Genomic DNA, 21,831 nt, shown 5'->3' on the forward strand with positions numbered 1-21,831 from the left:
ATCGGCAACACATTTAAAAATATTGGAGATTTTATATGGGGGAATTAGAACAAAACTACATTATTACAAAAATTGGAAATCTTCGCTATCGTCAGCTTCAAATCGGGAATGAGTACTATCTCTTGGATTTAGATACACATATCTGGACTTGGCTTGTCCCTGCAAGCGTTTGGTGGTTTCCTATGAGGGCTTATCGATTACAAGGACCAAAATCTTTTGTTGGTAAAAAACAGCCGAGTATTTCTCCTTATCTAGTTTCATCGCTAGTTGCTATCATTTTTACACGTTTTCCTTTAGGACATACAATTGAAAACCAGTTTTTTGCTATTTCAATTGTGCTAGGGGGATGCTTGCTACTATTTTTAGCGAGACTGGTATGGAGTAAGCAACAAGTAGTGAATATTGCTGATGTGAAGACTGTTCGTATAGATTTTTCTAAGTCCTCAAGACTTAACTATTTAAAAAGGATGGTATTTCCAATCTTATTTTTATTCACATTACTATTTGTTGGCGCATATTATTTTTTAATGGGAGAGCTACTTGGGATCGTTGTCGTTTTTATTTTATTTTTAATGCTACTGAATACGAGCGGTGCTTCAGTGGTACCTGATGACATTGAGAAGATAACTTGGATGCTTTAAATACCTATATGGAAAACCACTATGGAGATAATAGATGATGAAAAGGAGGAGTAATTGATGGAAAAAAGCAAGTTTTTTCACAAAGTAATAGGGCTACTTTCTCTTTGTTTCCTCCTGTCAGCCTGTACAGAAGCACATGCCGTAAAGCCTGAGGAGGATAAACTCTTTGAAGATTATGATATTACCCCAGTCTTAGAGGTGGAAGATTATCGTTTTGTGGCAGATGGGAATGGCATCGTCATTGACTGGAAGGTGACCAATCAGGATGAGGTGGAACAAGCGGGAAGTGACGGTTTCGATGATCCAGCCGCCAATAAAAACTACCTGATTCGCAATGTCATTAAGAAACTTGACCGCAACTTTGGACCAACAATCAAGGAAATGGGGGAAGAGGAATACCATTATTTGGATGTCTACGACCTGAGAACACCGAGTCTAACGAAAAAGCGGATTGACCTTTTGGAGGTCAGTCTGGCCTATCTGCAGGATGAGAACTACAAGGTCTATGGTGCAGGGAGATTTGACAATCTCTTTCAGATTGGCGAGTCCAACTATACCTACATTTCCGTTGGGAAGGATGGTATAGAAAAGGGGCTTCTACTTAATCTGGATACAGGCCTGGTCGAGGGCGAAGCACCCTATACAAAGCCACAACTAACCAACCGAGAATACTTTAACTTGAGTACTTATGTAGAAGGAGAATCTCAGTTGTTGTTTATAGGTGATGGGTCAAGAAAGACCGAGCTCTATGATGGCTCGATCAATCTGAGGGATGTGGATGTCCATGCGGCTGTCATTCTTGACCAGGAAGATGCGGAAGCTTATACGCTCTATGAGGTTGTGGATAATACAATCGTCAATCAAGAGGGAATCATAGCGACAGAAGAGTTGTTTATGAATAGCGGTTTGAAGTTCTATGATCAAGCCTACCTAGATGGGATTTCGACGTTCGACGGTGAAGACCACCGGATTACTAAGTTCGAGGACATCGCGACCTATGCCAAGAAGCCAGAGGAGTACAACAATGACTAGTCAAAAGAGTATCAACCCTAACCAGATTTTGAGCATCAAATCCAGCTATGAGGATATGTCTGGGATGATCGCTGATAGCGCAGACTTTTTCGATTCTGATGATGCTTCGAAAGAAAAGGTGGCTTCCACTACTAGTCGGCTTAAGTCAGTGAGTCAAGAGATTGTTTCGACAGTTGAGCAGTTGGATGGCTACTTGAACATGGTGGCAGAAGCCTTTCGTCAAGCAGATCAGTCAATTGCCAATTCCATCGAGGAAAGTCTGGTGAACGGAAAGGAATTAAGAAAAAGAGATATAACTAAGAGCTCATCCTATCAGATGTTGCCATAAACCAACCCAGACAGGATTATCTTGTCTGGATTTTCGGTGTAATAGACAAGTATGATAATCTGATAAGGATGAGAAAACATGAAAAAATCAATATGGAATGCCTCTTTAGAAGAGAGCATGGGGTTGGTAACGGATCAGTACATTCAGACTTCAATGGAGGACATAGAGAAAAATGGTTATGGAAAGAAAATAATAGGTTTTTTGACAGTTGAATTTTTTATATTTCTAATATCATTTATCGGACCGTATTCGGATAAAGAAGTTGGAAATATATTATTTGTGGAGGCGAAAATCCTATTTTCAATCCCCGTATGGCTTGGCTTATTAGTAATCGTTCATTACCTAATGGATGTTAGAAAGATACGCCACAATCGAATTTTGTCGTATTACTATTTCAATTGGAATATGTTCTTGATGGTGAGTTTACTTAATTATCAAGTATTTGTACTATGTGCGATTGGTTCAGCTATGTTTTTTGGTTCCCTAATTGCAGTCATTCTAAACCTATCTATCATAATCTTTGTAATCGCAGAAAGATATCTATGGTTTAAGAAAGAGGTTTTGAATGGCTTATATGGAAATCAATCTGTTTCTAATCCATTGAATGACGTGTTAGAGAAGTTTGTCGTCTTAGGGAGGAAATATGGTGGCTTAATCGTCTTTCCCTTTGTTGTACTTCGCCTCTTTTTACCCAATCAGGGTAAAGGGATTTATGAGAATGATTTTCTAAGAAGTTTAGTCATGATTTTTGGGATTGGTGGGCCTATATTACTTTTCTACTTTATCGTAGCAATAGTGTTTAGTTGTATTCAAGGATTTTATATTAATAAATATATGGAAGACTATCGTATTCTCTCAGGATATAGCATTGAAGACTGGTATGGTAAAAAGTCCAAGCGATATAAAGAAAGTTTGGGAGAGTAGGTTTTGTTTAAATCGTCTTAATTTACTTTTGGTTTATGGCTAAGTAATGGATTCCAAAATCCCAAATTACATAATTTTTTTGATGCTTAAGTTATTAACTTGTAAACCCAGATAGGGTCAAGTTGAAAATTACCAAAGAAATAGAATAGGAGAGTAGGATGCAAAAAGAAAAAATGACAGTAGAAGAGTTCTTACAACTGAAGAAGGATGCTCAGGTATCCTTGATTCTGTTTATTGTTTTTGGGCTTGTCTTGTTTTCAAGTATGCTTTATATTACAGCGATTGGTGCAAGAACACAAGTATACAATTCTCTAGGGATTACAGTGTTTTTATCTGTGGCCATGACAGCTTTTAGACCCTATTTTTTACCCAAAAATATCTTAGAGAAAAAACAACCTGAGCTGAAGCAGTATTCGACAAAGGGCTACTCAGTTTCTAGTGCCTTTCTAAAAAGGGTTTTTCTAGTTTATTCGGTTGCGATTATTGTGGTTGTTTTCGGTTTTGCCTCTGCCTACGCAACTCGGGTTGAGACCATCCTTCCCGATGATACCTTACCAAGTCTGGAACAGAAGTCTATTATCGAGCAAAAATTGGAGGGTAACAGTAATGAGTGATGAGTATTTGCTTAGTTGTATTACCAATAGTCGTGAAAAGCTTGCAACGTATAAACGCGTAAGGAATACTATTATGAGTCATAATCTTCATACTCAACGTAGCCTATCTGGTCTCCAATCCTACATTGAGCATTGTCAGAAGGTCATTGATAGGATCGATAGTCAGGAAGGATATGGGGATGACTTTACAGAAAAAGTTATCAATCTGACTTTTCAGTATGTCCCATCAGACAATGGTCTTGCTTTCCTTGTGCAAGTTCAAAAAGTACTACAGCCGACAGATATTCGTTTGAAGGTTGTTGTGTCAGAGTAGAGTTTTAAGTCCAGACAGGGTCATCTTGTCTGGATTTTTAGTATAATAGAAGGGCAGAAATATTCTTCATGTGTGCATAAACAGTTAGGTTAGACTTGGTCTAAAGCGGAGCCTAGGAGTGGGAATGAGGTTGGAGTTGTTATCTCTCGCATCCATTTTGCAACAAGTTGAGTAGCTCTGCTATGACCGCAGGTTCAACTCAACGCTCGTCAGGGTCAGGACTTTGTGGATTTACAAACGGTTGAGTTTGGTAAAATCGCCAGCAAGGTCGAGAACAACATCACGATCAAGATGACGGTTGATGGCGTTGAACAGAAAATCCGAGTGGATGCGATTGGCTTTGATGAGGCAGGCAATATCCGTATCCAAGAATACACAACTGCCCAGAATGGCCTGAAAATCAGCCGCCAAAACCTCTTGGAAGACCTGTCCAAGTACGGCGGCACCATTGTCGGAGCAGGCAAGGGCGACTTTGTGGGTGGTGTTGAGATACCTAAGGGCATACGGATTGATGTCGTGTCGCAGAAGACTTTAAACTATAGCTTAGATGGGAACGGCAATAAATTTGAGGTAATCACCTTAGGAAATGGGGAAACTGCCTATCTGTCTAAATCAACAGACTTTAACGGGAACCCCGTTCCTGTTAGGTCGTTGGATTATTTGAAAGCAGACGGAACCATTAATTGGCCGCCTGAGGATGGATTTGTACTTAGAGCTGACGGTAGTGCTGATAAGACAGAAGCTACTTTGAGAGCGGGAGATGTAATTGACCGCTACGGTAGTCCGCATGGGGCCTTTACAAGCCCAGTGATTGATGGAGATATTCTTGATTATGACACCCGAGGACTGCCCTATCCAGAAAGTTATCAAGCATATCATCAATACGAAATTACGACAGATATTACAATGGAAAATATACAGAAAGCATATGATAATCTACCTGATTCTAGTAAAATAGAGTTTGATACTCAACTTGCCAGAAGAAGAAAGGAATTGTCCAATCTTGCGAGCAACTACATCGGGAGTATCGATACTGTATTCGGAGCCGGTGAAGGAACTCAGATTCAATTTGGTTGTTCGGTCCAGTTTTATATTGATTTAGGTCTAATAAGGGAGATATTGCCGTGATAGATAGAATTACAAAAGAAAAAGCTGAAATAGAAAAAATTATTGAAGAAAAAGGTTGGGAAACAATCCGTGTGGTCCTCTTTGACAGAAACAATCGTGTTCCGTTTGCGATTCACGTATTTGAAGAGGACGGGAAGTACTTCATTCAAACTAGTGGGGAAAGAGGTAGTCTTGATGGTAATCCTGGAGTATTTGATAATTTTGAGTCAGCTAAGGCTGAATTTATTAAACAGATGGAGTTAGAAATTCGAGCTTCAATATACGATGTAGAAAAATGGGGATATTCAGACTATCCTTCTCCTCTTTGGGATAAGTACGCCATCCAATTAGTTACCGATACGATTGATGCGATAGGAGTTGTTGACGGAGCTTTAGAATTCCTTCTTGCAGATCCTAATCATTGGTTCGTAAAAGATGAACAAGACCATCTTCTCAAACTCCAAGAAAAGCTGAACAACTACATTCACTTTATCGAAAGCAAGCAGTACGTGGACAGCTACGGGGATGACTTTACAGAAAAAGTTATCAATCTGACTTTTCAGTATGCCCCATCAGACAATGGTCTTGCTTTCCTTGTGCAAGTTCAAAAAGTACTACAGCCGACAGATATTCGTTTGAAGGTTGTTGTGCCAGAATAGTGTTTTAAGTCCAGACAGGGTCAACTTGTCTGGATTTTTTGGTTAGTGGAAACATAAAAAAATCACTGGATTAGTCCAGTGAAATAGGGATATAGAACTCTAAGGGTACCGCTATTTATTTCATGTGTTTCAAAACCTTCTCAAAACTCTCCGATTGTGCTTCCACGCTGATTTCTTCAAGTGTCAGCGGGTGGGTTAAGCTGAGTTTTTGGGCGTGGAGCATGAGGCGAGGTGCTGCGACTCGACTGTAAAGTGGGTCACCGATTAGGGCATGGCCATGGTGGGCTAGGTGGACCCGAATCTGATGGGTCCGCCCTGTCTGAAGGCGACAGGAAACCAGACTATTTTTGCCAAGGGTCTTCAAGAGATGGATCTGGGTAAGAGCAGTCTGCCCTTTGCGGTTGTCGACCACCCGCTTTCTGCGGTCGTGTCGGTCCCGTCCGATTTTATCAGTGATAGTCCAGTCTGTCTTTCTTAGCTGCCCTTGGCAGAGGGCCAGGTAGTCACGGTAGATGACCTTGTCTTCCAAAAGCCGATTGAGAATGGGCAGGATAAAGGGATTTTTAGCAAAGAGAATGGCTCCGCTGGTTTCCATATCCAGCCTGTGGACCACATAGCAGGTCTGACCAACATAGGCAGATACATGGTTGAGCAGGGCGATTTCCGTAGGCTCATTGCCGTGGGTTTTCATGCCTTCGGGCTTGTTGACGATAATCAAATGCTCATCTTGATAGAGTTCCTCCACCGAGTCCGCCTGCCCCAGAGGGATGCTTTTTTCAGGATAATCTTCCTGGTCAAAGGTCAATTCTAGCAGGTCGCCTGCGGCAATCGGACTCTGCCAGTTTATCAGCTCTCCGTTGACACGGACATGTTTCTTGGTACGGAGGAAGTGGCGGATTTTTCTGGGAATGAGAAAATAATCTTCCAAGACTTCCTTGACAGTCAGTTGTGGAAAGGCTTGGGGAATACGAATATCAATTTTCATCTTATAGGCTGGTCGAGTGCTTGGGTTGCACTTTTTCATTTGGATTGAGGTAGTTCATGGCATTGTTGACGGCGGTTGGGGCTTCGCCTAGTCCAGTCGCAATCAGGTCAACCTTACCCTCGTAGAAGCAACAGTCACCGATAGCATAGATGCCAGGGACAGAGGTTTCTTGCTTGCTATTGACCACGATGCGATGTCGATTAAGTTCCAAGCCCCATTCTTTCAGCGTACCGACAGATGATTTGAAACCGTAGTTGACAAAGAGGTGGTCGAAAGACAGGCTGAGCTTTTCCTCGCTCTTCACCTTGTCAAAATGAATCTCAGCAGCTCTGCTATTTTCCCCAGAAAGCCCTTTAGGAACAAAAGGTGTGTGGATGTTGACGCTGGACTGCTTGAGCTCTTCCACGCTGTGCTCAAGGGCTCGGAAGTTGTCACGACGGTGGACGATGTGAGTGGTCTTGGCGATTTTTTCAAAGGCCAGGGACCAATCGACCGCAGAGTCACCGCCACCCAAGACGACGATGTCCTTGTCGGCATACTGATGGATATTGGATACGTGGTAGTGGACGTTGTCAAAGCTGTCAGCACCGTCAATCTCCAGCGGACGTGGCTTGAAGGCACCGCCACCCATAGCGATTATCAAGGTCTTGGTCTGGTGGCTGCCCTTGTTGGTCCTTAGGGTAATGGTTTCTCCAGGTTCAATAGCAGTCAGGGTTTCATTGAGGCAGATGGTGGTGTCAAATGGAGCCAGCTGGGCGAGGAGGTTGTCGGTCAACTCTTGTCCTGTCAGGCTTGGAAAGGCCGGAATGTCTAAAATAGCCTTCTCAGGATAGAGAATGGCAGGTTGGCCACCCAGTTGGGGCAGGGAGTCAATGATTTTGACCTTGGCTTGACGGAGATGGGCGTAGAAGGCGGCGAAGAGACCGACTGGTCCGCCACCGATGATGGTAATGTCATATACTTGTGTCATGGGAATCCTCTTCTTTGTTCAGAATGACCCTATTTTATCATATTTTTGGAAAAAATTCCCTGTCTGTTGTCACAAGTTATCGCAGGCTTTTTTCTGCTAGTTTTTACGAAATGGTGTATAATGGTACAAAATTCACATAGAAAGGAAGAGATGATGGACCAGGATTTACAAGAAACCATCCAGTTAAAGGGATTAGATGAAAAAGAAAAAATGGATAAACCAGACCAGTCTGGACAAGACAGTCTAGAACAAGAGGGATTGAGCCGACGCAAGAGCCGTGGTGGTCAGGATCCCAAACCAAAGAAGCCTTCGCGCATACCAGAACCTATCCGCAAGTTCTGGCGTCGCTACCAGCTAACTAAGATCCTTCTCATTATTGTCGGAATGGGGATATTGACGGTTGGTAGTTACTTGTTTTATTTGGCTAAGACGGCAAATGTTGGGGACCTGCAGGCTGCCCTGAAAGCTACGACGGTCATTTATGACAAGGACGGTGTGGAAGCCGGAACCTTGTCGGGACAAAAAGGGACTTATGTTGAATTGGACGCCATTTCCGATGTCATGGAAGAGGCGGTTATAGCCACAGAGGACCGGACTTTTTACGAAAACTCAGGAATCAATTACATGCGGACTATCTTGGCGGTTCTGACGCTGGGGCGGTCTGGCGGTGGTTCCACCATTACCCAGCAGTTGGCCAAAAATGCCTTCTTGACCCAAGAACAGTCAATTAGCCGTAAGGCTAGAGAATACTTCCTAGCCCTGGAAATCAATAAAAAATACAGCAAGGAAGAAATTCTCACCATGTACCTCAACAATGCCTATTTTGGGAATGGGGTCTGGGGTGTAGAAGACGCCAGTCAAAAGTATTTTGGTATTTCTGCCAGCCAGCTGACCTTAGAACAAGCTGCCCTATTGGCAGGGATGTTGAAGGGACCGGAAATTTACAACCCTTATTATTCACTTGAAAATGCGACCAATCGTCGTAATACGATCTTGCAGGCTATGGTAGATGCAGGGGCGATTGATCAGGCAACGGCAGATGCTGGTTTTCAGGTTGATTTAGCCAGTCAGCTCAATGACACCTACGCAGGCAAGCAGAGCAATTATAATTATCCTTCTTACTTTGATGCTGTCATTGCTGAAGCGATTGAACGCTATGGTCTGACGGAGTCAGATATCATCAATAATGGTTATCGTATCTATACTGAGATGGACCAAGCTTCCCAGGCCAGCATGCAGGTCATCTATGATGATGAAAGCCTCTTTCCAACGGCAGCTGTCGATGGTAGCTCTGCCCAATCGGCAAGTGTTGCTTTGGATCCTACAACGGGTGGGGTTCGTGCCTTGGTTGGCCGCGTTAATTCTTCCGAAGGTCAATCCTTCCGCAGTTTTAACTTTGCGACCCAGTCCACTCGAAGCCCAGGTTCGACCATTAAGCCACTGGTCGCCTATTCGCCAGCTGTTGCAGCGGGGTGGGCGATTGATCGTGAGATTGACAACCACACGGAGACCTATGGTGGTTATACACTCCATAACTATGATCGTACAACTTCGGAAACCGTTCCTATGTATCAAGCTTTAGCGCTTTCTTACAACCTACCGGTCGCTGCGATTGTCAACACTTTAGGATTGAACAAGGCATTTGAATATGGTAAGAAGTTTGGGCTTGAGATGGATTCTGTGGAAAAAGTTCTCGGCATGTCTATCGGTAGCGGTGTGTCCACCAATCCGCTGGAAATGGCGCAAGCCTATGCGACCTTTGCAAATGGGGGTGTGATGAAGGATGCCCATCTGATTACCCGCATTGAGTCGGCCAATGGAAAGGTCTTGGGCCAACATAAGGAATCCTCGACCCGAGTGATTGACAAATCTGTTGCCGATAAGATGACCTCCATGATGCTCGGTACCTTTACCAATGGTACAGGAGTTAATGCGGATGTTTACGGATATAATATCGCCGGAAAAACTGGAACAACAGAGACTGGTTTTGATGGAGGATTAATCAATGACCAGTGGGTGATTGGATACACGCCAGATTTGGTGATTAGTCAATGGGTTGGCTTTGAGGTTACAGACGAAAGCCACTATATTGATGATAGCAACTCCTGGATGGCCCCTCAGGTCTTTCGTACCGTTGCAGGAGCGATCCTACCCAATACGGCTGGCACGCAGTTTAGTGTTGAGAATGCCTATGTACAAAATGGCATTGTCTCCGTCGCTGAAGATGTGAGTCAGACGACAGAAGATACTGCCTTGCAGGATCAAATTGCTGAGGTCAGTCAGCAGACACAAAACTTATTGGAACAAGCCAAGCAGAATATTGTGGATGCCAAGCTACCAGAACGGGCAAAGACCTTGATTGATACGGTGCTCGGATGGTTCCAGTAGTTGTCAAAACCTTTTAAACGTGTTACAATAGTTTGGATGGAGGGCTTATGGCACTTAAAAAAGCAAGTTTAGCCTGTACAGTTTGTGGGTCTCGTAACTATTCAATTCAATTATCGAGCAATCCAAGACCAGTACGGTTGGAAGTAAATAAATATTGTAAGCATTGTGGGCAATACCAGCCACATAAGGAAACAAGATAGGAGTTTGTTGTGAAATTTTTTGCAGATACCTTTCGAATTTTAAAAGAAACCACTTGGCCAAGCGGTAAGCAGAGCTGGTTGGATTTCTCATCTGTACTTCAATACACAGCCTTTTTTGTGGCGCTTGTGTATCTCTTTGACCTCCTCTTATCAAGAGGCTTGTTGTCATTGATTGATCTTTTCTCATAAACCACTTGCATTTTTCAAAAAGCTAGTGATATAATAAGGAAAAGCGAAAGCCTTCGGGCTTTTTTTTATGAAAGGAAATAAGCTATGTACGATAGTTTTGACAAAGGCTGGTTTGTACTCCAAACCTACTCAGGTTATGAAAACAAGGTGAAGGAAAACCTTCTCCAACGTGCCCACACCTATAACATGTTGGAAAACATTTTGCGCGTGGAAATCCCAACTCAGACGGTTCAAGTGGAGAAAAACGGCGAGAAAAAAGAAGTGGAAGAAAACCGCTTCCCAGGTTATGTATTGGTTGAGATGGTCATGACGGACGAAGCTTGGTTCGTGGTCCGTAACACACCTAACGTAACAGGTTTCGTTGGATCGCACGGTAACCGTTCCAAACCAACGCCACTCTTGGAAGAAGAAATCCGTCAAATCTTGGTATCAATGGGTCAAACTGTTCAAGAGTTTGATATTGATGTCAAAGTTGGTGACACTGTTCGCATCATTGACGGTGCCTTCACAGACTACACAGGTAAAATCACTGAGATTGATAACAACAAAGTGAAGATGATCATTTCTATGTTTGGTAACGACACAGTTGCAGAAGTCAACTTGAGCCAAATTGCGGAATTGTAACCGAAAAGACTCCCCAAAGCTTTGAACTTTGGGGAGTTTTTTGCACTTGAATCGATTAGACTAGCAAAAAAAGCCCGATTTCTCGGGCTTTTCATTTGGCTAAATCCTGAAAATCAGGTTTTTAGAGGCGGTAGACGGATTTGAACCGACGATCAAGCTTTTGCAGAGCCGTGCCTTACCACTTGGCTATACCGCCATAACAAAGAATATTCTACCGAAAAAAAAGCTGAAAGTCAAGGGGGAATTCCTTGTCAAAAATCTTTTTTTTTGGTATCATAATAGAGTTGCTATGGCAACAAATACTCATCTCGGACCAATTGTGGTCTTGTTGCCGAAAGGTTGGGCTGCAAGTCGAAGTTCGGGAGAGGAGAAAAAACAAAAAGGAGAAATACTCATGGCAGTAATTTCAATGAAACAACTTCTTGAGGCTGGTGTACACTTCGGTCACCAAACTCGTCGCTGGAACCCTAAGATGGCTAAGTACATCTTCACAGAGCGTAACGGTATCCACGTTATCGACTTGCAACAAACTGTAAAATTGGCTGACCAAGCTTACGAATTCATCCGTGACGCTGCAGCAAACGACGCAGTTATCTTGTTCGTAGGTACTAAAAAACAAGCTGCTGAAGCTGTTAAAGACGAAGCTATCCGCGCTGGTCAATACTTCATCAACCACCGTTGGTTGGGTGGAACTCTTACAAACTGGGGTACAATCCAAAAACGTATCGCTCGTTTGAAAGAAATCAACCGCATGGAAGAAGATGGAACTTTCGAAGTGCTTCCTAAGAAAGAAGTAGCATTGTTGAACAAACAACGTGCTCGTCTTGAAAAATTCTTGGGCGGTATCGCTGACATGCCACGCATTCCAGACGTAATGTTCGTCGTTGACCCACACAAAGAGCAAATCGCTGTTAAAGAAGCTAAAAAATTGGGAATCCCAGTTGTAGCGATGGTTGACACAAACACAGATCCAGATGATATCGATGTTATCATCCCAGCTAACGATGACGCTATCCGCGCTGTTAAATTGATCACAGCTAAAATGGCTGATGCTATCATCGAAGGTAACCAAGGTGAAGACAGCGTAGCAGCAGTTGAAGCTGAATTGGCAGCTGAGCCAGCATCTACAGAATCAATCGAAGAATTGGTTGAAGTTGTAGAAGGTAAATAATCTAAGTAACGAGGACGTTAAGAAAAGCGTTAGATTTTAGAAAATGGACGTAGCAGTTTGAGAACTGCAAGGAGATTTGTCTAAATCCTAGCTTTTTAGTCCGAGTACAATTAAGTAACGAAGGCGATTTAAAATCTATAGGATTTTAGCTCGTGTACAATTCCAAACATCAAAAAAACAATCCTAGAGGGGCAGGGCTGAGCCCGCTCCTCTATTTTATAAATACAAACAAGGAGAATAGACATGGCAGAAATTACAGCAGCTCTCGTTAAAGAATTGCGTGAAAAATCAGGTGCTGGCGTTATGGACGCGAAAAAAGCATTGGTTGAAGTAGAAGGCGATATCGAAAAAGCGATCGAATTGCTTCGCGAAAAAGGTATGGCTAAGGCAGCTAAGAAAGCTGATCGTGTAGCAGCTGAAGGTTTGACTGGTGTTTACGTTGATGGTAACGTAGCAGCAGTTGTTGAAGTGAACGCTGAAACAGACTTCGTTGCGAAAAACGCTCAATTCGTTGAATTGGTAAACACTACTGCTAAAGTAATTGCAGAAGGTAAACCAGCTGACAACGAAGCAGCTCTTAAATTGGTTATGCCTTCAGGTGAAACGCTTGAAGAAGCATACGTAAACGCAACTGCAACAATCGGTGAGAAAATCTCATTCCGTCGCTTTGCTTTGGTTGAAAAAACAGATGCTCAAGCATTCGGTGCATACCAACACAATGGCGGCCGTATCGGTGTTATCTCAGTTATCGACGGTGGAGATGAGACTCTTGCAAAACAAATCTCAATGCACATCGCTGCGATGAAACCAACTGTTCTTTCTTACACTGAATTGGATGAGCAATTCGTTAAAGATGAGTTGGCACAAATCAACCACAAAATCGAACAAGACAACGAAAGCCGTGCAATGGTTGACAAACCAGCATTGCCACTCTTGCAATATGGTTCAAAAGCTCAATTGACTGACGAAGTGATTGCAGCAGCTGAAGAAGCTATCAAAGCTGAATTGGCAGCTGAAGGCAAACCAGAAAAAATCTGGGACAAAATCATCCCAGGTAAAATGGACCGCTTCATGCTTGACAACACTCAAGTTGACCAAGCTTACACACTTCTTGCACAAGTTTACATCATGGACGACAGCAAAACAGTTGAAGCTTACTTGAACTCAGTGAACGCTTCAGTTGTAGAATTTGCTCGTTTCGAAGTGGGTGAAGGTATCGAGAAAGCTTCAAACGACTTTGAAGCAGAAGTTGCAGCGACTATGGCAGCAGCTCTTGGTAAATAATCATATATAGCAGAACTTCCGAAAGGGAGTTCTTTTTGTAAAATCGGTCTTAGGGCGGATGTGGGATGTGCTTGATTCAGTTATACTAATATCAATCCTAAATATTTTTCATAATCTCCTTAAAAAGCACCGGCCACAAGGCCGGTGCTTTTTGTCTGTTATGCATTAGTCTTGAATAAAAGCCACAATTTCTTCTTCGGTCATGCTGGAGTCGCAGCGGACTTGAACCCCAGTTGGTTTAGCGACCAAGAGGCCTGGGACGTTAGGAACTTGGTAGTGGTCGCGAAGTGCTTGGAGTTGAGGGTTGACTTGGCTGGAGTCGAGGAAGTGGACGGTCACTTGCTTGTCTTGGGCGACCTTATGGAGTTTTGGCGCAAAGCGGTTGCAGTAAGGGCAGGTTGCTCGTCCGATGAAGAGAACAGCCCCCTCTTGAGCAGTTAGGAGACTCTGTGCCTGCTCCACGGTCACACTTGTAAAGTCTTGAATATAGTCTTGAAAGTTCATGGTATAAGATATAAAGGGCGTCCAGCGGACACAGACAAAATAGGAAACAGAACGACGACTAGTTCTCGTTTATCTTTTTGGCCCAGTCCGTAGCCCGTATTCAGATCAACCAAATACGGAAGCCCTAGTCCTTTCTATTTTTTTCTTTTATTATAGAAAAAAACAAAGCAGATTTCAAAATTCTGCTACGGATGAGGCTGGGCTTTTGCTTTCAAAATTTGTTATTTTAGGGTATAATAATGGTCAAAGATAGTCAAAGAAAGAGGCGATACTATGGCGATGAAAAATACATCGGATTATATCGAAGAGCATATCAAAGCCATCTTGGAACAGGTCAATGTGGCAGAGTTGCGCCGGAGTGAATTGGCCAGTCGGTTTGAAGTGGTGCCAAGTCAGATTAACTACGTGATAAAAACCCGTTTTACAGCCAGCCGTGGTTATATTGTGGAAAGCAAGCGTGGTGGCGGTGGCTATATTCGCATTGGTCGGATTACCTTTTCGGATAAGCACGAACTGGTCCATGATTTGTTAAACAATATGGGGGAGCAGTTGTCTGCGACGGTCTATTCCGATATATTGCAGTTGCTGTTTGATGAGGGTTTGATGACAGAGCGAGAGGGCAACCTCTTTTTGGCTACTGGGTCAGATGATGTTTTGGGGCGAGATGCAGACGGTATTCGGGCGCGGATGATGCGTCAGGTATTGCGCCGCTTAGATAGGAAAGAGGATTAAATGGGAAAAAAGATTTCAAAAGGTTTACAAGGAGTATTTGAAGATGCTCAGTTGATTGCCCAACGTTACCGGAGCGAGTATTTGGAGACTTGGCACTTATTGCTGGCTTTTGTGATCAATCCAGATACGATTGCAGGCTCTGTTTTGGCAGAATATCCTGCTTCTATCTCTGATTATGAGCAAGCCACTTTTGTGGTGACAGAAAAAGTCTATCAAGAAGAGTTGGAGAGGTTTGATTTTCTGCCGTCTTCCAGCCGCATGGTCGAGGTCAATATTCTAGCGGAAAAAATTGCAGAGATTGTCAAGGCAAAGGAACTAGGGACAGAGCATCTGTTTATGGCCATTCTCTTGGACAAGCGCTCGATTGCATCGCAAATCTTGGACAGGGTTGGTTTTCATTTTGAAGATAGTGGTGATAAGACCCGCTTTATTGATTTACGGAAAAATTTGGAAGGTAAGGCAGGTTTTACCAAGGACCATCTCAAAGCCATCCGGAGTATCTTGAAGGGCGGAAAACCCAAGCAAGCCAATGTTGGAAACATGATGGGCATGCCTCAGCCACAAAGTGGTGGACTGGAAGATTATACCCGGGATTTGACGCTCTTGGCTCGTTCTGGTCAATTGGAACCTGTGATTGGTCGAGATGACGAAATTGCTCGTATGGTCCAGATTCTCTCACGAAAAACCAAGAACAATCCAGTCTTGGTTGGGGATGCGGGTGTCGGAAAAACTGCGCTAGCTTTGGGCTTGGCCCAGCGAATTGCCGATGGTCAAGTGCCAGCCAGCCTTGTCAATATGCGGGTTCTTGAGCTGGATTTGATGAATGTGATTGCTGGAACCCGTTTTCGTGGGGATTTTGAGGAGCGGATGAACAATATCATCAATGATATCGAAGAAGATGGTCAGGTGATTTTGTTTATCGACGAGCTGCACACGATTATGGGGTCTGGTTCAGGGATTGATTCGACTTTGGATGCGGCCAATATCCTTAAGCCTGCCCTGTCTCGTGGGACTTTGCGGACAGTAGGGGCAACGACTCAGGATGAGTACCAAAAGCATATTGAAAAAGATGCGGCCTTGGTGCGTCGTTTTGCAAAGGTTTTGATTGAAGAGCCGAGTGTGGAAGACAGTATCAAGATTTTAGAGGGGTTGAAATCCTCCTATGAAGCTCATCACAAGGTCTCGATTTCAGATCAGGCTTTGGCAACAGCGGTGCGGTATGCCAAGCGGTATTTGACCAGTAAAAACCTGCCAGATTCGGCCATTGACTTGTTAGATGAAGCCTCTGCCAAGGTGCAAAATCGTGCCAAGGGTCAAGCGCCAGAAGGTGATCTGACCGCCCTGGATCAGGCGCTGATGGCTGGAAAATATAAGAAGGTCAGCCAACTGATGGTCAAGGCGCAGGTTGCTCAGGAGGAGGGCAACCAGTATCAGCTAGAAGTGACGGAAGAAGATATTTTATCTACTCTGAGTGTCCTATCAGGGATCCCTGTGTCTAAATTGAGTCGTTCGGACGCCAAGAAATACCTCCATCTGGAAGAGGAGTTGCACAAGCGTGTGATTGGACAGGATGAGGCGATTTCTGCCATCAGTCGTGCCATTCGCCGTAATCAGTCAGGTATTCGGACAGGACGCAGACCGATTGGCTCCTTCATGTTCTTGGGTCCAACTGGTGTCGGTAAGACAGAGTTGGCCAAGGCTTTGGCAGAAGTTCTCTTTGATGATGAATCGGCTCTTATTCGTTTTGACATGAGTGAGTACATGGAGAAATTTGCGGCTAGTCGCCTAAATGGAGCGCCTCCTGGTTATGTTGGCTATGAAGAAGGTGGCGAGCTGACAGAGAAAGTTCGTAATAAACCCTATTCTGTTCTGCTCTTTGATGAGGTAGAAAAAGCCCATCCAGATATTTTTAACGTGCTTTTGCAGGTCTTGGATGATGGTGTCTTGACCGATAGCAAGGGTCGCAAGGTTGATTTCTCCAACACGGTGATTATTATGACTTCTAACTTAGGAGCAACCGCTCTTCGTGATGATAAGACCGTTGGGTTTGGAGCAGTTGATTTGTCCAAGGACCACAAGGAAGTGGAAAAACGGATCTTCGAAGAGTTGAAAAAGGCTTATCGCCCTGAATTTATCAACCGTATTGATGAAAAAGTAGTCTTCCACAGTTTGACAGAGTCGGATATGTTGGATGTTGTCAAAGTGATGGTGAAGCCATTGATTGCGGTTGCCGCGAGCAAGGGAATCCTTCTGAAACTCCAACCATCAGCTCTTAAATTGCTGGCCAAGGAAGGCTATGATCCAGAAATGGGTGCCCGTCCACTCCGTCGTTTGCTCCAAACAAAATTGGAAGATCCGATGGCGGAAATGCTCTTGCGCGAAGATGTTGGTGCAGGTATGACCCTGAAAGTGGGTGTCAAGGCCAACCAGCTCAAGTTTGAGAGTGTGAACGAATAGACTCGAGAGAAACAGGGAAACCTGTTTCTTTTTACTACACCTTTTTATAAAAAATAATAAATAGGTCTTGACTGGTTATGGAAAAAGGGGTATGATAGAAAATATAAAAAAATATAAAAAGGTTATCTATGAAAAAAACAGTTGCAGTTATCTTTGGGACTTTTGCGCCAATGCACAAGGGGCACATTGACTTGATTCAGCGTGCCAAACGAGAAAATGACCGAGCGGTGGTCATCGTTTCGGGCTATGATCAGGACCGTGGACATCAGATTGGTTTGGGCTTGCAGAAGCGCTTCCGCTATATCCGTGAAACCTTTAACGACGAAGCCTTAGTTTCTGTTTTTAAGTTGGATGAGACTGGCATGCCGCCTTATCCAGAGGGTTGGACCCCTTGGTTAGAAGCCTTGGAGGCCTTGGTTTCTCCTCGGGAAGATGAGGATTTGGTCTTCTATGTTTCAGAAAAAGAGTATGCAGAGGAATTGCGGTCACGGGGCTATCTAGCTTCCTTTACGGAGAGAAATTTTGGGATTTCTGCGACACTGATTCGGGAAAATCCTGCCAAGTATTGGAATTCCATCGCCAAGCCCTTCCGACGTCACTTTTCTAAGAATGTCTTGGTGGTCGGCTCAGCTTCAAATGGAAAAACCACGCTAGTGCGAGATCTAGGCCGCTATTATTCCTGTCCCGTTTCGTTGGAATATGCCCGCTACTACCAGCAACGCTACAATGTCCGTGACGATGAGTTGACAGGAAAGGACTACAACTATCTCCTGACAGGCCAATACCGGCAAACCTCTGATTTGATTGATTCGGAGACCAACAGGGGATTGGTGATTGCAGATACCAACGCGACTGTCACAGAAGCCTACTACGACTACTACATCGGTGAAACTTCTAGTTCCTTCCACTCGCTTTGTGCGGATACGGTGAAGAATGAAAAATGGGATTTGATTATCTTTGTCTTGCCGACGGGTTCTTATGTTGATGATGGTTTTCGGGATATGACCATGGCTGACGCTGACATTCGCAATGCCTTCACCGAGCATTTGAAGGATTTGGTTGCCAAAAACCATCCGCAAACCCAGTTGGCTTATATCGGTGGGGATTATGCAGAAAACTATGCCAAGGCCATTCAGTTGATCGATGGTATTTATCAGGAATATTAGGAGGAAGATATGAATCAATTGCTTCAGCGTATCGAAGGGATGAAGACAGCTATGACACAGGTTCCAGAAAATATGGCTGCGATTGCAAGCAGGGCAAGGAAAATGGGGCTACTTGGGGTCTTGCAGGCGGTTGTTGCAGACCTGTTTTTAGGGCGGACGCTCTTTCAATGGTCTTACTTACTGGTCCTGTCGAGTGTGCCTTTTGTCTTAGAGTTTACCAATGGTGCTGCCAATCATGACTGGGTTGGGCTTTTTACCTCCTGGACGGGCATTGTCTGCGTGATTATGGTGGCAGAAGGTCGTGCAAGTAACTACTTTTTTGGTTTTCTGAATAGTGTGATTTACTTTGCCCTCTCCTATCAAAATATGTTTTATGGAGAAGTAATGACAGCCATCTTTTTCATTGTCATGCAGCCAGTTGGTCTTTATTTTTGGTTGACTGCCCGTGTTAATGGAGTGGCGGAAGAGGAGAAGACGGAGTTTGAGGCCCGTAAGTTGGACTTGAAGGGCTGGATCAAATGGCTGGGCTTCACTTTACTGGTTTGGGCAAGTTTTGGCTTGATTTATCAATCGGTTGGTTCGGCTCGTCCATTCCGTGACTCTATCACAGATGGGACCAACTGGACGGGTCAATTTTTGATGACCTATCTTTACCGTGAACAGTGGATTTTCTGGATTGCGACTAATCTATTTTCTATCTATCTCTGGTGGGGGACTTCTCTTCACATGCAAGCCATGTACTGGGTTTATGCCCTGAACAGTGCGGTCGGTTGGTACCAGTGGTCTAAGTCTATAAAAGAGGGGCAGGTGGCGTAGGATGGTTAGGCCAGAAGGTCTATCAGACAAGGAATATTATGAAAAATATGGGACAGAAGAAGAATTTTTGGACTGGTACCAACAACAGGATTTGCCGCGTTTTGAAAAGCCTAGTGTAACGGCTGATATGGTGGTTTATAGTTTTGTCCAGGGTCGAATCAAGCTCCTCTTGATTCGGCGGGCTGCCCATCCTTGTCAACACAAACTCTCCTTGGTAGGTGGTTTTATTGCCAGAGGCGAGGATGCCTACCAGACCTGCCAGCGTGAGATAAAAAAAGAAGCAGGACTGGATTTGCCGCGGAATCACATCGAGCAGCTCTTGACGGTTTCCAATCCAGAACGGGATCCGCGGGGCTGGATGATGACCATTGCACACTTGGTTTACCTGCCTAGTCAGGCCTTGGACTTGGTCAAGCCAGGTCCAGATGGACGGGAGCCGATTGTGATTGATGTAGATTTTAAGACAGCGCAGTGCTTCTATGAGGGCCAGGTTTTGATGGCAGAGGATTTTGCCTTTGACCATTATGAGATTGTTATGACCTCTATCCAGCGGATTCAGGGGCGAATGAAGTGGAATCCTACTTTTCTCAATCTCCTGCAGCAACCTTTTACCATCTATGCTGCGACGGACTTGGTCAATCTGATTTCTCCTGACAAAAAAATACTCCACAACAATTTCCTTGCCAAATATGGAGATTTTGTGGAAGAAGTGGGGGAAGAGCGCCTGCCTAAGCGGAAGCCTAGAAAGACCTACCGTTTGAAAGAAAGTTCATAAAACAAAGAAAACTCCAGCTGATACTGGAGTTTTTAATATTATTTAGCAATCCGTTCTTGATAGGCTTCTCTGGCTTGGTCAAAGAGTTCTTGGACCTGCTCAATGGTTTCTGCCTTGGCAACGGCGCCACGGATCTTGGCAGCACCTGCTGAGCCACGGAGATAGTGGGGAGCAAGGCCACGGAATTCGCGGACGGCAACGGACTCACCTTTGAGATTGGTCAATCGGGTCAGGTGGTCGAAGGCGACATTGAGTTTATCATCGAAGGAGAGGTCGGGCAGGACTTCTCCTGTTTCAAGATAGTGGTTGATTTGGTTGAAGATGTAAGGATTGCCCATGGCAGTCCGTCCGACCATGACGGCATCGGCACCGACTTCCTCGATTCGTTGACGGGCATCTTCTACATTACGGATGTCGCCGTTTGCGATGAAGGGAATCTTGGTCAGGCTGCCAGCTACCTTGGTCAAGGTTTCCAGGTCAACCGTTCCTGTGTACATCTGCTCACGGGTCCGTCCGTGCATGGCCAGGGCAGCCACTCCGCCACTTTCTGCGGCCAGGGCATTTTCGACCGCTAGGTCGGTATTGTTCCAACCGGTCCGCATCTTAACGGTCAAGGGAATATCGAGTACCGAGGTCACTTCCTTGATGATGTGGTAAATCTTGTCGGGGTCCTTGAGCCACTTGGCACCGGCCTCATTCTTGATGACCTTGTTGACAGGGCAACCCATGTTGATGTCCACGATGTTGGCCTTGGTGTTCTTCTGGATGAAGTCGGCAGCTCGTTTCAGTCCTTCTGCATCGCCACCGAAAAGCTGGATAGACATGGGGTATTCGTTGTCGTCAATATGGAGCATATGGAGGGTCTTCTCGTTGTTGTAGAGAAGGCCTTTTTCAGAAATCATTTCCATAACGACCAGGCCTGCGCCCATTTCCTTGGCAATGGTGCGGAAGGCCGAGTTGGTCACGCCAGCCATTGGGGCCAGTACGCAGCGATTGGGGATTTCCACATCACCAATCATGAAAGGGGTGTTGAGATTAGCCATTGATGAGTTCCTCCAAATCGTTTTCGTCAAAGTGGTAATGGGTCTGGCAGAATTGACAGGTGATGTCCACGCCCTTGTCCTCGTCTTTCATCTCTTGCAGGTCTGTTTTTGGCAAGCTGGCTAGAGCATCGAGGAAGCGGTCCTTAGAGCAGTCGCAGACAAAGCCGATTTCCTCTTCTGACAGGCGTTTGAAGTCGTCGTCGCCATAAATGGCGGATAGCAGAGCCTCTATGTGGTTTTCAGAAGCCAGCAAGCTCGAAATGGCAGGCATTTCTTGGATGCGTTTCTCGAAACGGGCAATTTCAGCCTCAGTCGCACCTGGTAAAACTTGCAACAAGAATCCGCCAGCCACCTTGACCTTATCTTTTTCGTCTAATAACACGTTCAGTCCCACTGCAGAAGGTGTCTGCTGGCTGTCTGTTAAGAAATAAGCAAAGTCTTCACCGATTTCGCCAGAAATCAATGGCGTCATGGAGTTGTAAGGATGACCGGTTCCGTAGTCTGTGATGACTAGGAATTGCCCATTGCCCACAAGAGGCCCAACGATGACTTCGCCAGTCGCTGTCCGTTTGTAATCTAAGTCTGGATTTTGAATGTAGCCCTTGACCTGACCTTTGGTATTGGCAACGGAGATGATAGCCCCAACAGCACCGCTAGCCAAGATTTTAAGGGTGATTTTTGTATCGCCTTTTTCATTGGCAGCCAAGATCTGATTGGCGATGAGGGTGCGGCCTAGAGCAACGGTGGACGACGCCATAGTGTCGTGTTTTTCTTGGGCTGTTTTCACGGTTTCTGTGCTATCTAGCACAAAGGCACGGAAATGCCCGCTTTTTGATAGTGTTTTAATAATTTTATCCATAAGGATTATTATAGCACAAGTAGAGAGGGAGGGGGAAGAAAATAAGCCTG

The 21,831-nt window shown here is 44.6% G+C and carries 24 protein-coding genes and 1 tRNA gene; 19 read left to right on the forward strand and 6 right to left on the reverse strand.

What is annotated here, in order from left to right:
* The first annotated feature begins 35 nt into the window (after window positions 1-35).
* From JNG37_RS04705 to JNG37_RS10050, 8 genes are all read left to right on the forward strand, one after another.
* Window positions 36-641: a DUF443 family protein gene (locus JNG37_RS04705; RefSeq protein ID WP_158456456.1), complete on the forward strand. Its 606-nt coding sequence runs from the start codon at window positions 36-38 to the stop codon at window positions 639-641.
* A 57-nt stretch (window positions 642-698) separates the two neighbouring features.
* On the forward strand, window positions 699-1,673 hold the full coding sequence (locus JNG37_RS04710) for a hypothetical protein (RefSeq protein WP_158456458.1): 975 nt from the start codon (window positions 699-701) through the stop codon (window positions 1,671-1,673).
* Complete coding sequence (locus JNG37_RS04715) at window positions 1,666-2,001, forward strand: hypothetical protein (RefSeq protein ID WP_024407292.1); 336 nt, start codon at window positions 1,666-1,668, stop codon at window positions 1,999-2,001. Before JNG37_RS04710 ends, JNG37_RS04715 begins: the two co-directional genes overlap by 8 nt.
* 78 nt (window positions 2,002-2,079) lie before the next feature.
* The gene (locus tag JNG37_RS04720; RefSeq protein WP_158456460.1) at window positions 2,080-2,925 is read left to right on the forward strand and encodes a hypothetical protein; all 846 of its coding nucleotides are present in this window, start codon (window positions 2,080-2,082) and stop codon (window positions 2,923-2,925) included.
* A 158-nt stretch (window positions 2,926-3,083) separates the two neighbouring features.
* Window positions 3,084-3,539, forward strand: a complete 456-nt coding sequence (locus JNG37_RS04725; RefSeq protein WP_029179063.1) for a hypothetical protein — start codon at window positions 3,084-3,086, stop codon at window positions 3,537-3,539.
* Window positions 3,540-3,612: 73 nt separating this feature from the next.
* Window positions 3,613-3,852, forward strand: a complete 240-nt coding sequence (locus JNG37_RS04730) for a DUF6572 domain-containing protein (RefSeq protein WP_158456462.1) — start codon at window positions 3,613-3,615, stop codon at window positions 3,850-3,852.
* 225 nt (window positions 3,853-4,077) lie between these two features.
* Complete coding sequence (locus JNG37_RS04735) at window positions 4,078-4,980, forward strand: TNT domain-containing protein (protein WP_261979867.1); 903 nt, start codon at window positions 4,078-4,080, stop codon at window positions 4,978-4,980.
* On the forward strand, window positions 4,977-5,618 hold the full coding sequence (locus JNG37_RS10050; protein ID WP_158456464.1) for an Imm59 family immunity protein: 642 nt from the start codon (window positions 4,977-4,979) through the stop codon (window positions 5,616-5,618). Before JNG37_RS04735 ends, JNG37_RS10050 begins: the two co-directional genes overlap by 4 nt.
* Before the next feature lie 115 nt (window positions 5,619-5,733).
* Here the strand turns inward: JNG37_RS10050 and JNG37_RS04745 are convergent, their stop codons facing one another.
* On the reverse strand, window positions 5,734-6,603 hold the full coding sequence (locus tag JNG37_RS04745) for an RluA family pseudouridine synthase (RefSeq protein WP_158456552.1): 870 nt from the start codon (window positions 6,601-6,603) through the stop codon (window positions 5,734-5,736).
* Window position 6,604: 1 nt separating this feature from the next.
* Complete coding sequence (locus tag JNG37_RS04750; protein WP_158456466.1) at window positions 6,605-7,573, reverse strand: NAD(P)/FAD-dependent oxidoreductase; 969 nt, start codon at window positions 7,571-7,573, stop codon at window positions 6,605-6,607.
* 153 nt (window positions 7,574-7,726) lie between these two features.
* On the opposite strand from JNG37_RS04750, the gene pbp2a reads away from it, so the two are divergent.
* The 4 genes from pbp2a to nusG all read left to right on the forward strand — a co-directional run bounded on the left by pbp2a (window position 7,727) and on the right by nusG (window position 10,974).
* Window positions 7,727-9,961 carry a penicillin-binding protein PBP2A gene (gene pbp2a / locus JNG37_RS04755; RefSeq protein ID WP_158456554.1) on the forward strand — a complete coding sequence of 745 codons (2,235 nt, stop codon included), beginning with the start codon at window positions 7,727-7,729 and terminating at the stop codon, window positions 9,959-9,961.
* A gap of 47 nt (window positions 9,962-10,008) precedes the next feature.
* Window positions 10,009-10,161, forward strand: coding sequence for a 50S ribosomal protein L33 (gene rpmG, locus JNG37_RS04760; RefSeq protein WP_158456468.1), 153 nt, complete (start codon window positions 10,009-10,011; stop codon window positions 10,159-10,161).
* Window positions 10,162-10,170: 9 nt separating this feature from the next.
* A complete protein-coding gene (gene secE, locus JNG37_RS04765; protein ID WP_158456470.1) occupies window positions 10,171-10,350 on the forward strand; it encodes a preprotein translocase subunit SecE in 180 nt (59 codons plus the stop codon).
* A gap of 84 nt (window positions 10,351-10,434) precedes the next feature.
* Window positions 10,435-10,974, forward strand: coding sequence for a transcription termination/antitermination protein NusG (gene nusG / locus JNG37_RS04770; RefSeq protein ID WP_158456472.1), 540 nt, complete (start codon window positions 10,435-10,437; stop codon window positions 10,972-10,974).
* A 125-nt stretch (window positions 10,975-11,099) separates the two neighbouring features.
* On the opposite strand, the gene JNG37_RS04775 is transcribed toward nusG, so the two are convergent.
* Window positions 11,100-11,170, reverse strand: a tRNA-Cys gene (locus tag JNG37_RS04775).
* A gap of 198 nt (window positions 11,171-11,368) precedes the next feature.
* Here JNG37_RS04775 and rpsB point away from each other — a divergent pair.
* Together rpsB and tsf are read left to right on the forward strand one after the other, a co-directional pair.
* Window positions 11,369-12,145, forward strand: a complete 777-nt coding sequence (rpsB, locus tag JNG37_RS04780) for a 30S ribosomal protein S2 (RefSeq protein ID WP_012775356.1) — start codon at window positions 11,369-11,371, stop codon at window positions 12,143-12,145.
* Window positions 12,146-12,388: 243 nt separating this feature from the next.
* Complete coding sequence (gene tsf / locus JNG37_RS04785) at window positions 12,389-13,429, forward strand: translation elongation factor Ts (RefSeq protein WP_158456474.1); 1,041 nt, start codon at window positions 12,389-12,391, stop codon at window positions 13,427-13,429.
* Window positions 13,430-13,594: 165 nt separating this feature from the next.
* Here tsf and JNG37_RS04790 read toward each other — a convergent pair whose 3' ends face one another.
* Window positions 13,595-13,933, reverse strand: coding sequence for a thioredoxin domain-containing protein (locus JNG37_RS04790; RefSeq protein ID WP_158456476.1), 339 nt, complete (start codon window positions 13,931-13,933; stop codon window positions 13,595-13,597).
* A 273-nt stretch (window positions 13,934-14,206) separates the two neighbouring features.
* Between JNG37_RS04790 and JNG37_RS04795 the strand changes: the two genes are divergently transcribed.
* The 5 genes from JNG37_RS04795 to JNG37_RS04815 all read left to right on the forward strand — a co-directional run bounded on the left by JNG37_RS04795 (window position 14,207) and on the right by JNG37_RS04815 (window position 19,879).
* On the forward strand, window positions 14,207-14,665 hold the full coding sequence (locus tag JNG37_RS04795; RefSeq protein ID WP_158456478.1) for a CtsR family transcriptional regulator: 459 nt from the start codon (window positions 14,207-14,209) through the stop codon (window positions 14,663-14,665).
* On the forward strand, window positions 14,666-17,122 hold the full coding sequence (locus tag JNG37_RS04800) for an ATP-dependent Clp protease ATP-binding subunit (RefSeq protein WP_158456480.1): 2,457 nt from the start codon (window positions 14,666-14,668) through the stop codon (window positions 17,120-17,122).
* 128 nt (window positions 17,123-17,250) lie between these two features.
* Window positions 17,251-18,288 (forward strand): AAA family ATPase, encoded by a 1,038-nt coding sequence (locus JNG37_RS04805; protein WP_158456482.1) that lies wholly within the window; start codon window positions 17,251-17,253, stop codon window positions 18,286-18,288.
* A gap of 9 nt (window positions 18,289-18,297) precedes the next feature.
* A complete protein-coding gene (gene pnuC / locus JNG37_RS04810) occupies window positions 18,298-19,104 on the forward strand; it encodes a nicotinamide riboside transporter PnuC (protein WP_158456484.1) in 807 nt (268 codons plus the stop codon).
* A gap of 1 nt (window position 19,105) precedes the next feature.
* Window positions 19,106-19,879, forward strand: a complete 774-nt coding sequence (locus JNG37_RS04815; RefSeq protein ID WP_158456486.1) for an NUDIX domain-containing protein — start codon at window positions 19,106-19,108, stop codon at window positions 19,877-19,879.
* Window positions 19,880-19,917: 38 nt separating this feature from the next.
* On the opposite strand, the gene dusB is transcribed toward JNG37_RS04815, so the two are convergent.
* Window positions 19,918-20,922 carry a tRNA dihydrouridine synthase DusB gene (gene dusB, locus JNG37_RS04820; protein ID WP_158456488.1) on the reverse strand — a complete coding sequence of 335 codons (1,005 nt, stop codon included), beginning with the start codon at window positions 20,920-20,922 and terminating at the stop codon, window positions 19,918-19,920.
* Window positions 20,915-21,781, reverse strand: a complete 867-nt coding sequence (gene hslO, locus JNG37_RS04825) for an Hsp33 family molecular chaperone HslO (protein WP_024414102.1) — start codon at window positions 21,779-21,781, stop codon at window positions 20,915-20,917. The genes dusB and hslO overlap by 8 nt, the downstream gene beginning before the upstream one ends.
* Window positions 21,782-21,831: the final 50 nt, after the last annotated feature.

The organism is Streptococcus suis, from assembly GCF_016775005.1.
GTDB classification, from domain to species: domain Bacteria; phylum Bacillota; class Bacilli; order Lactobacillales; family Streptococcaceae; genus Streptococcus; species Streptococcus suivaginalis.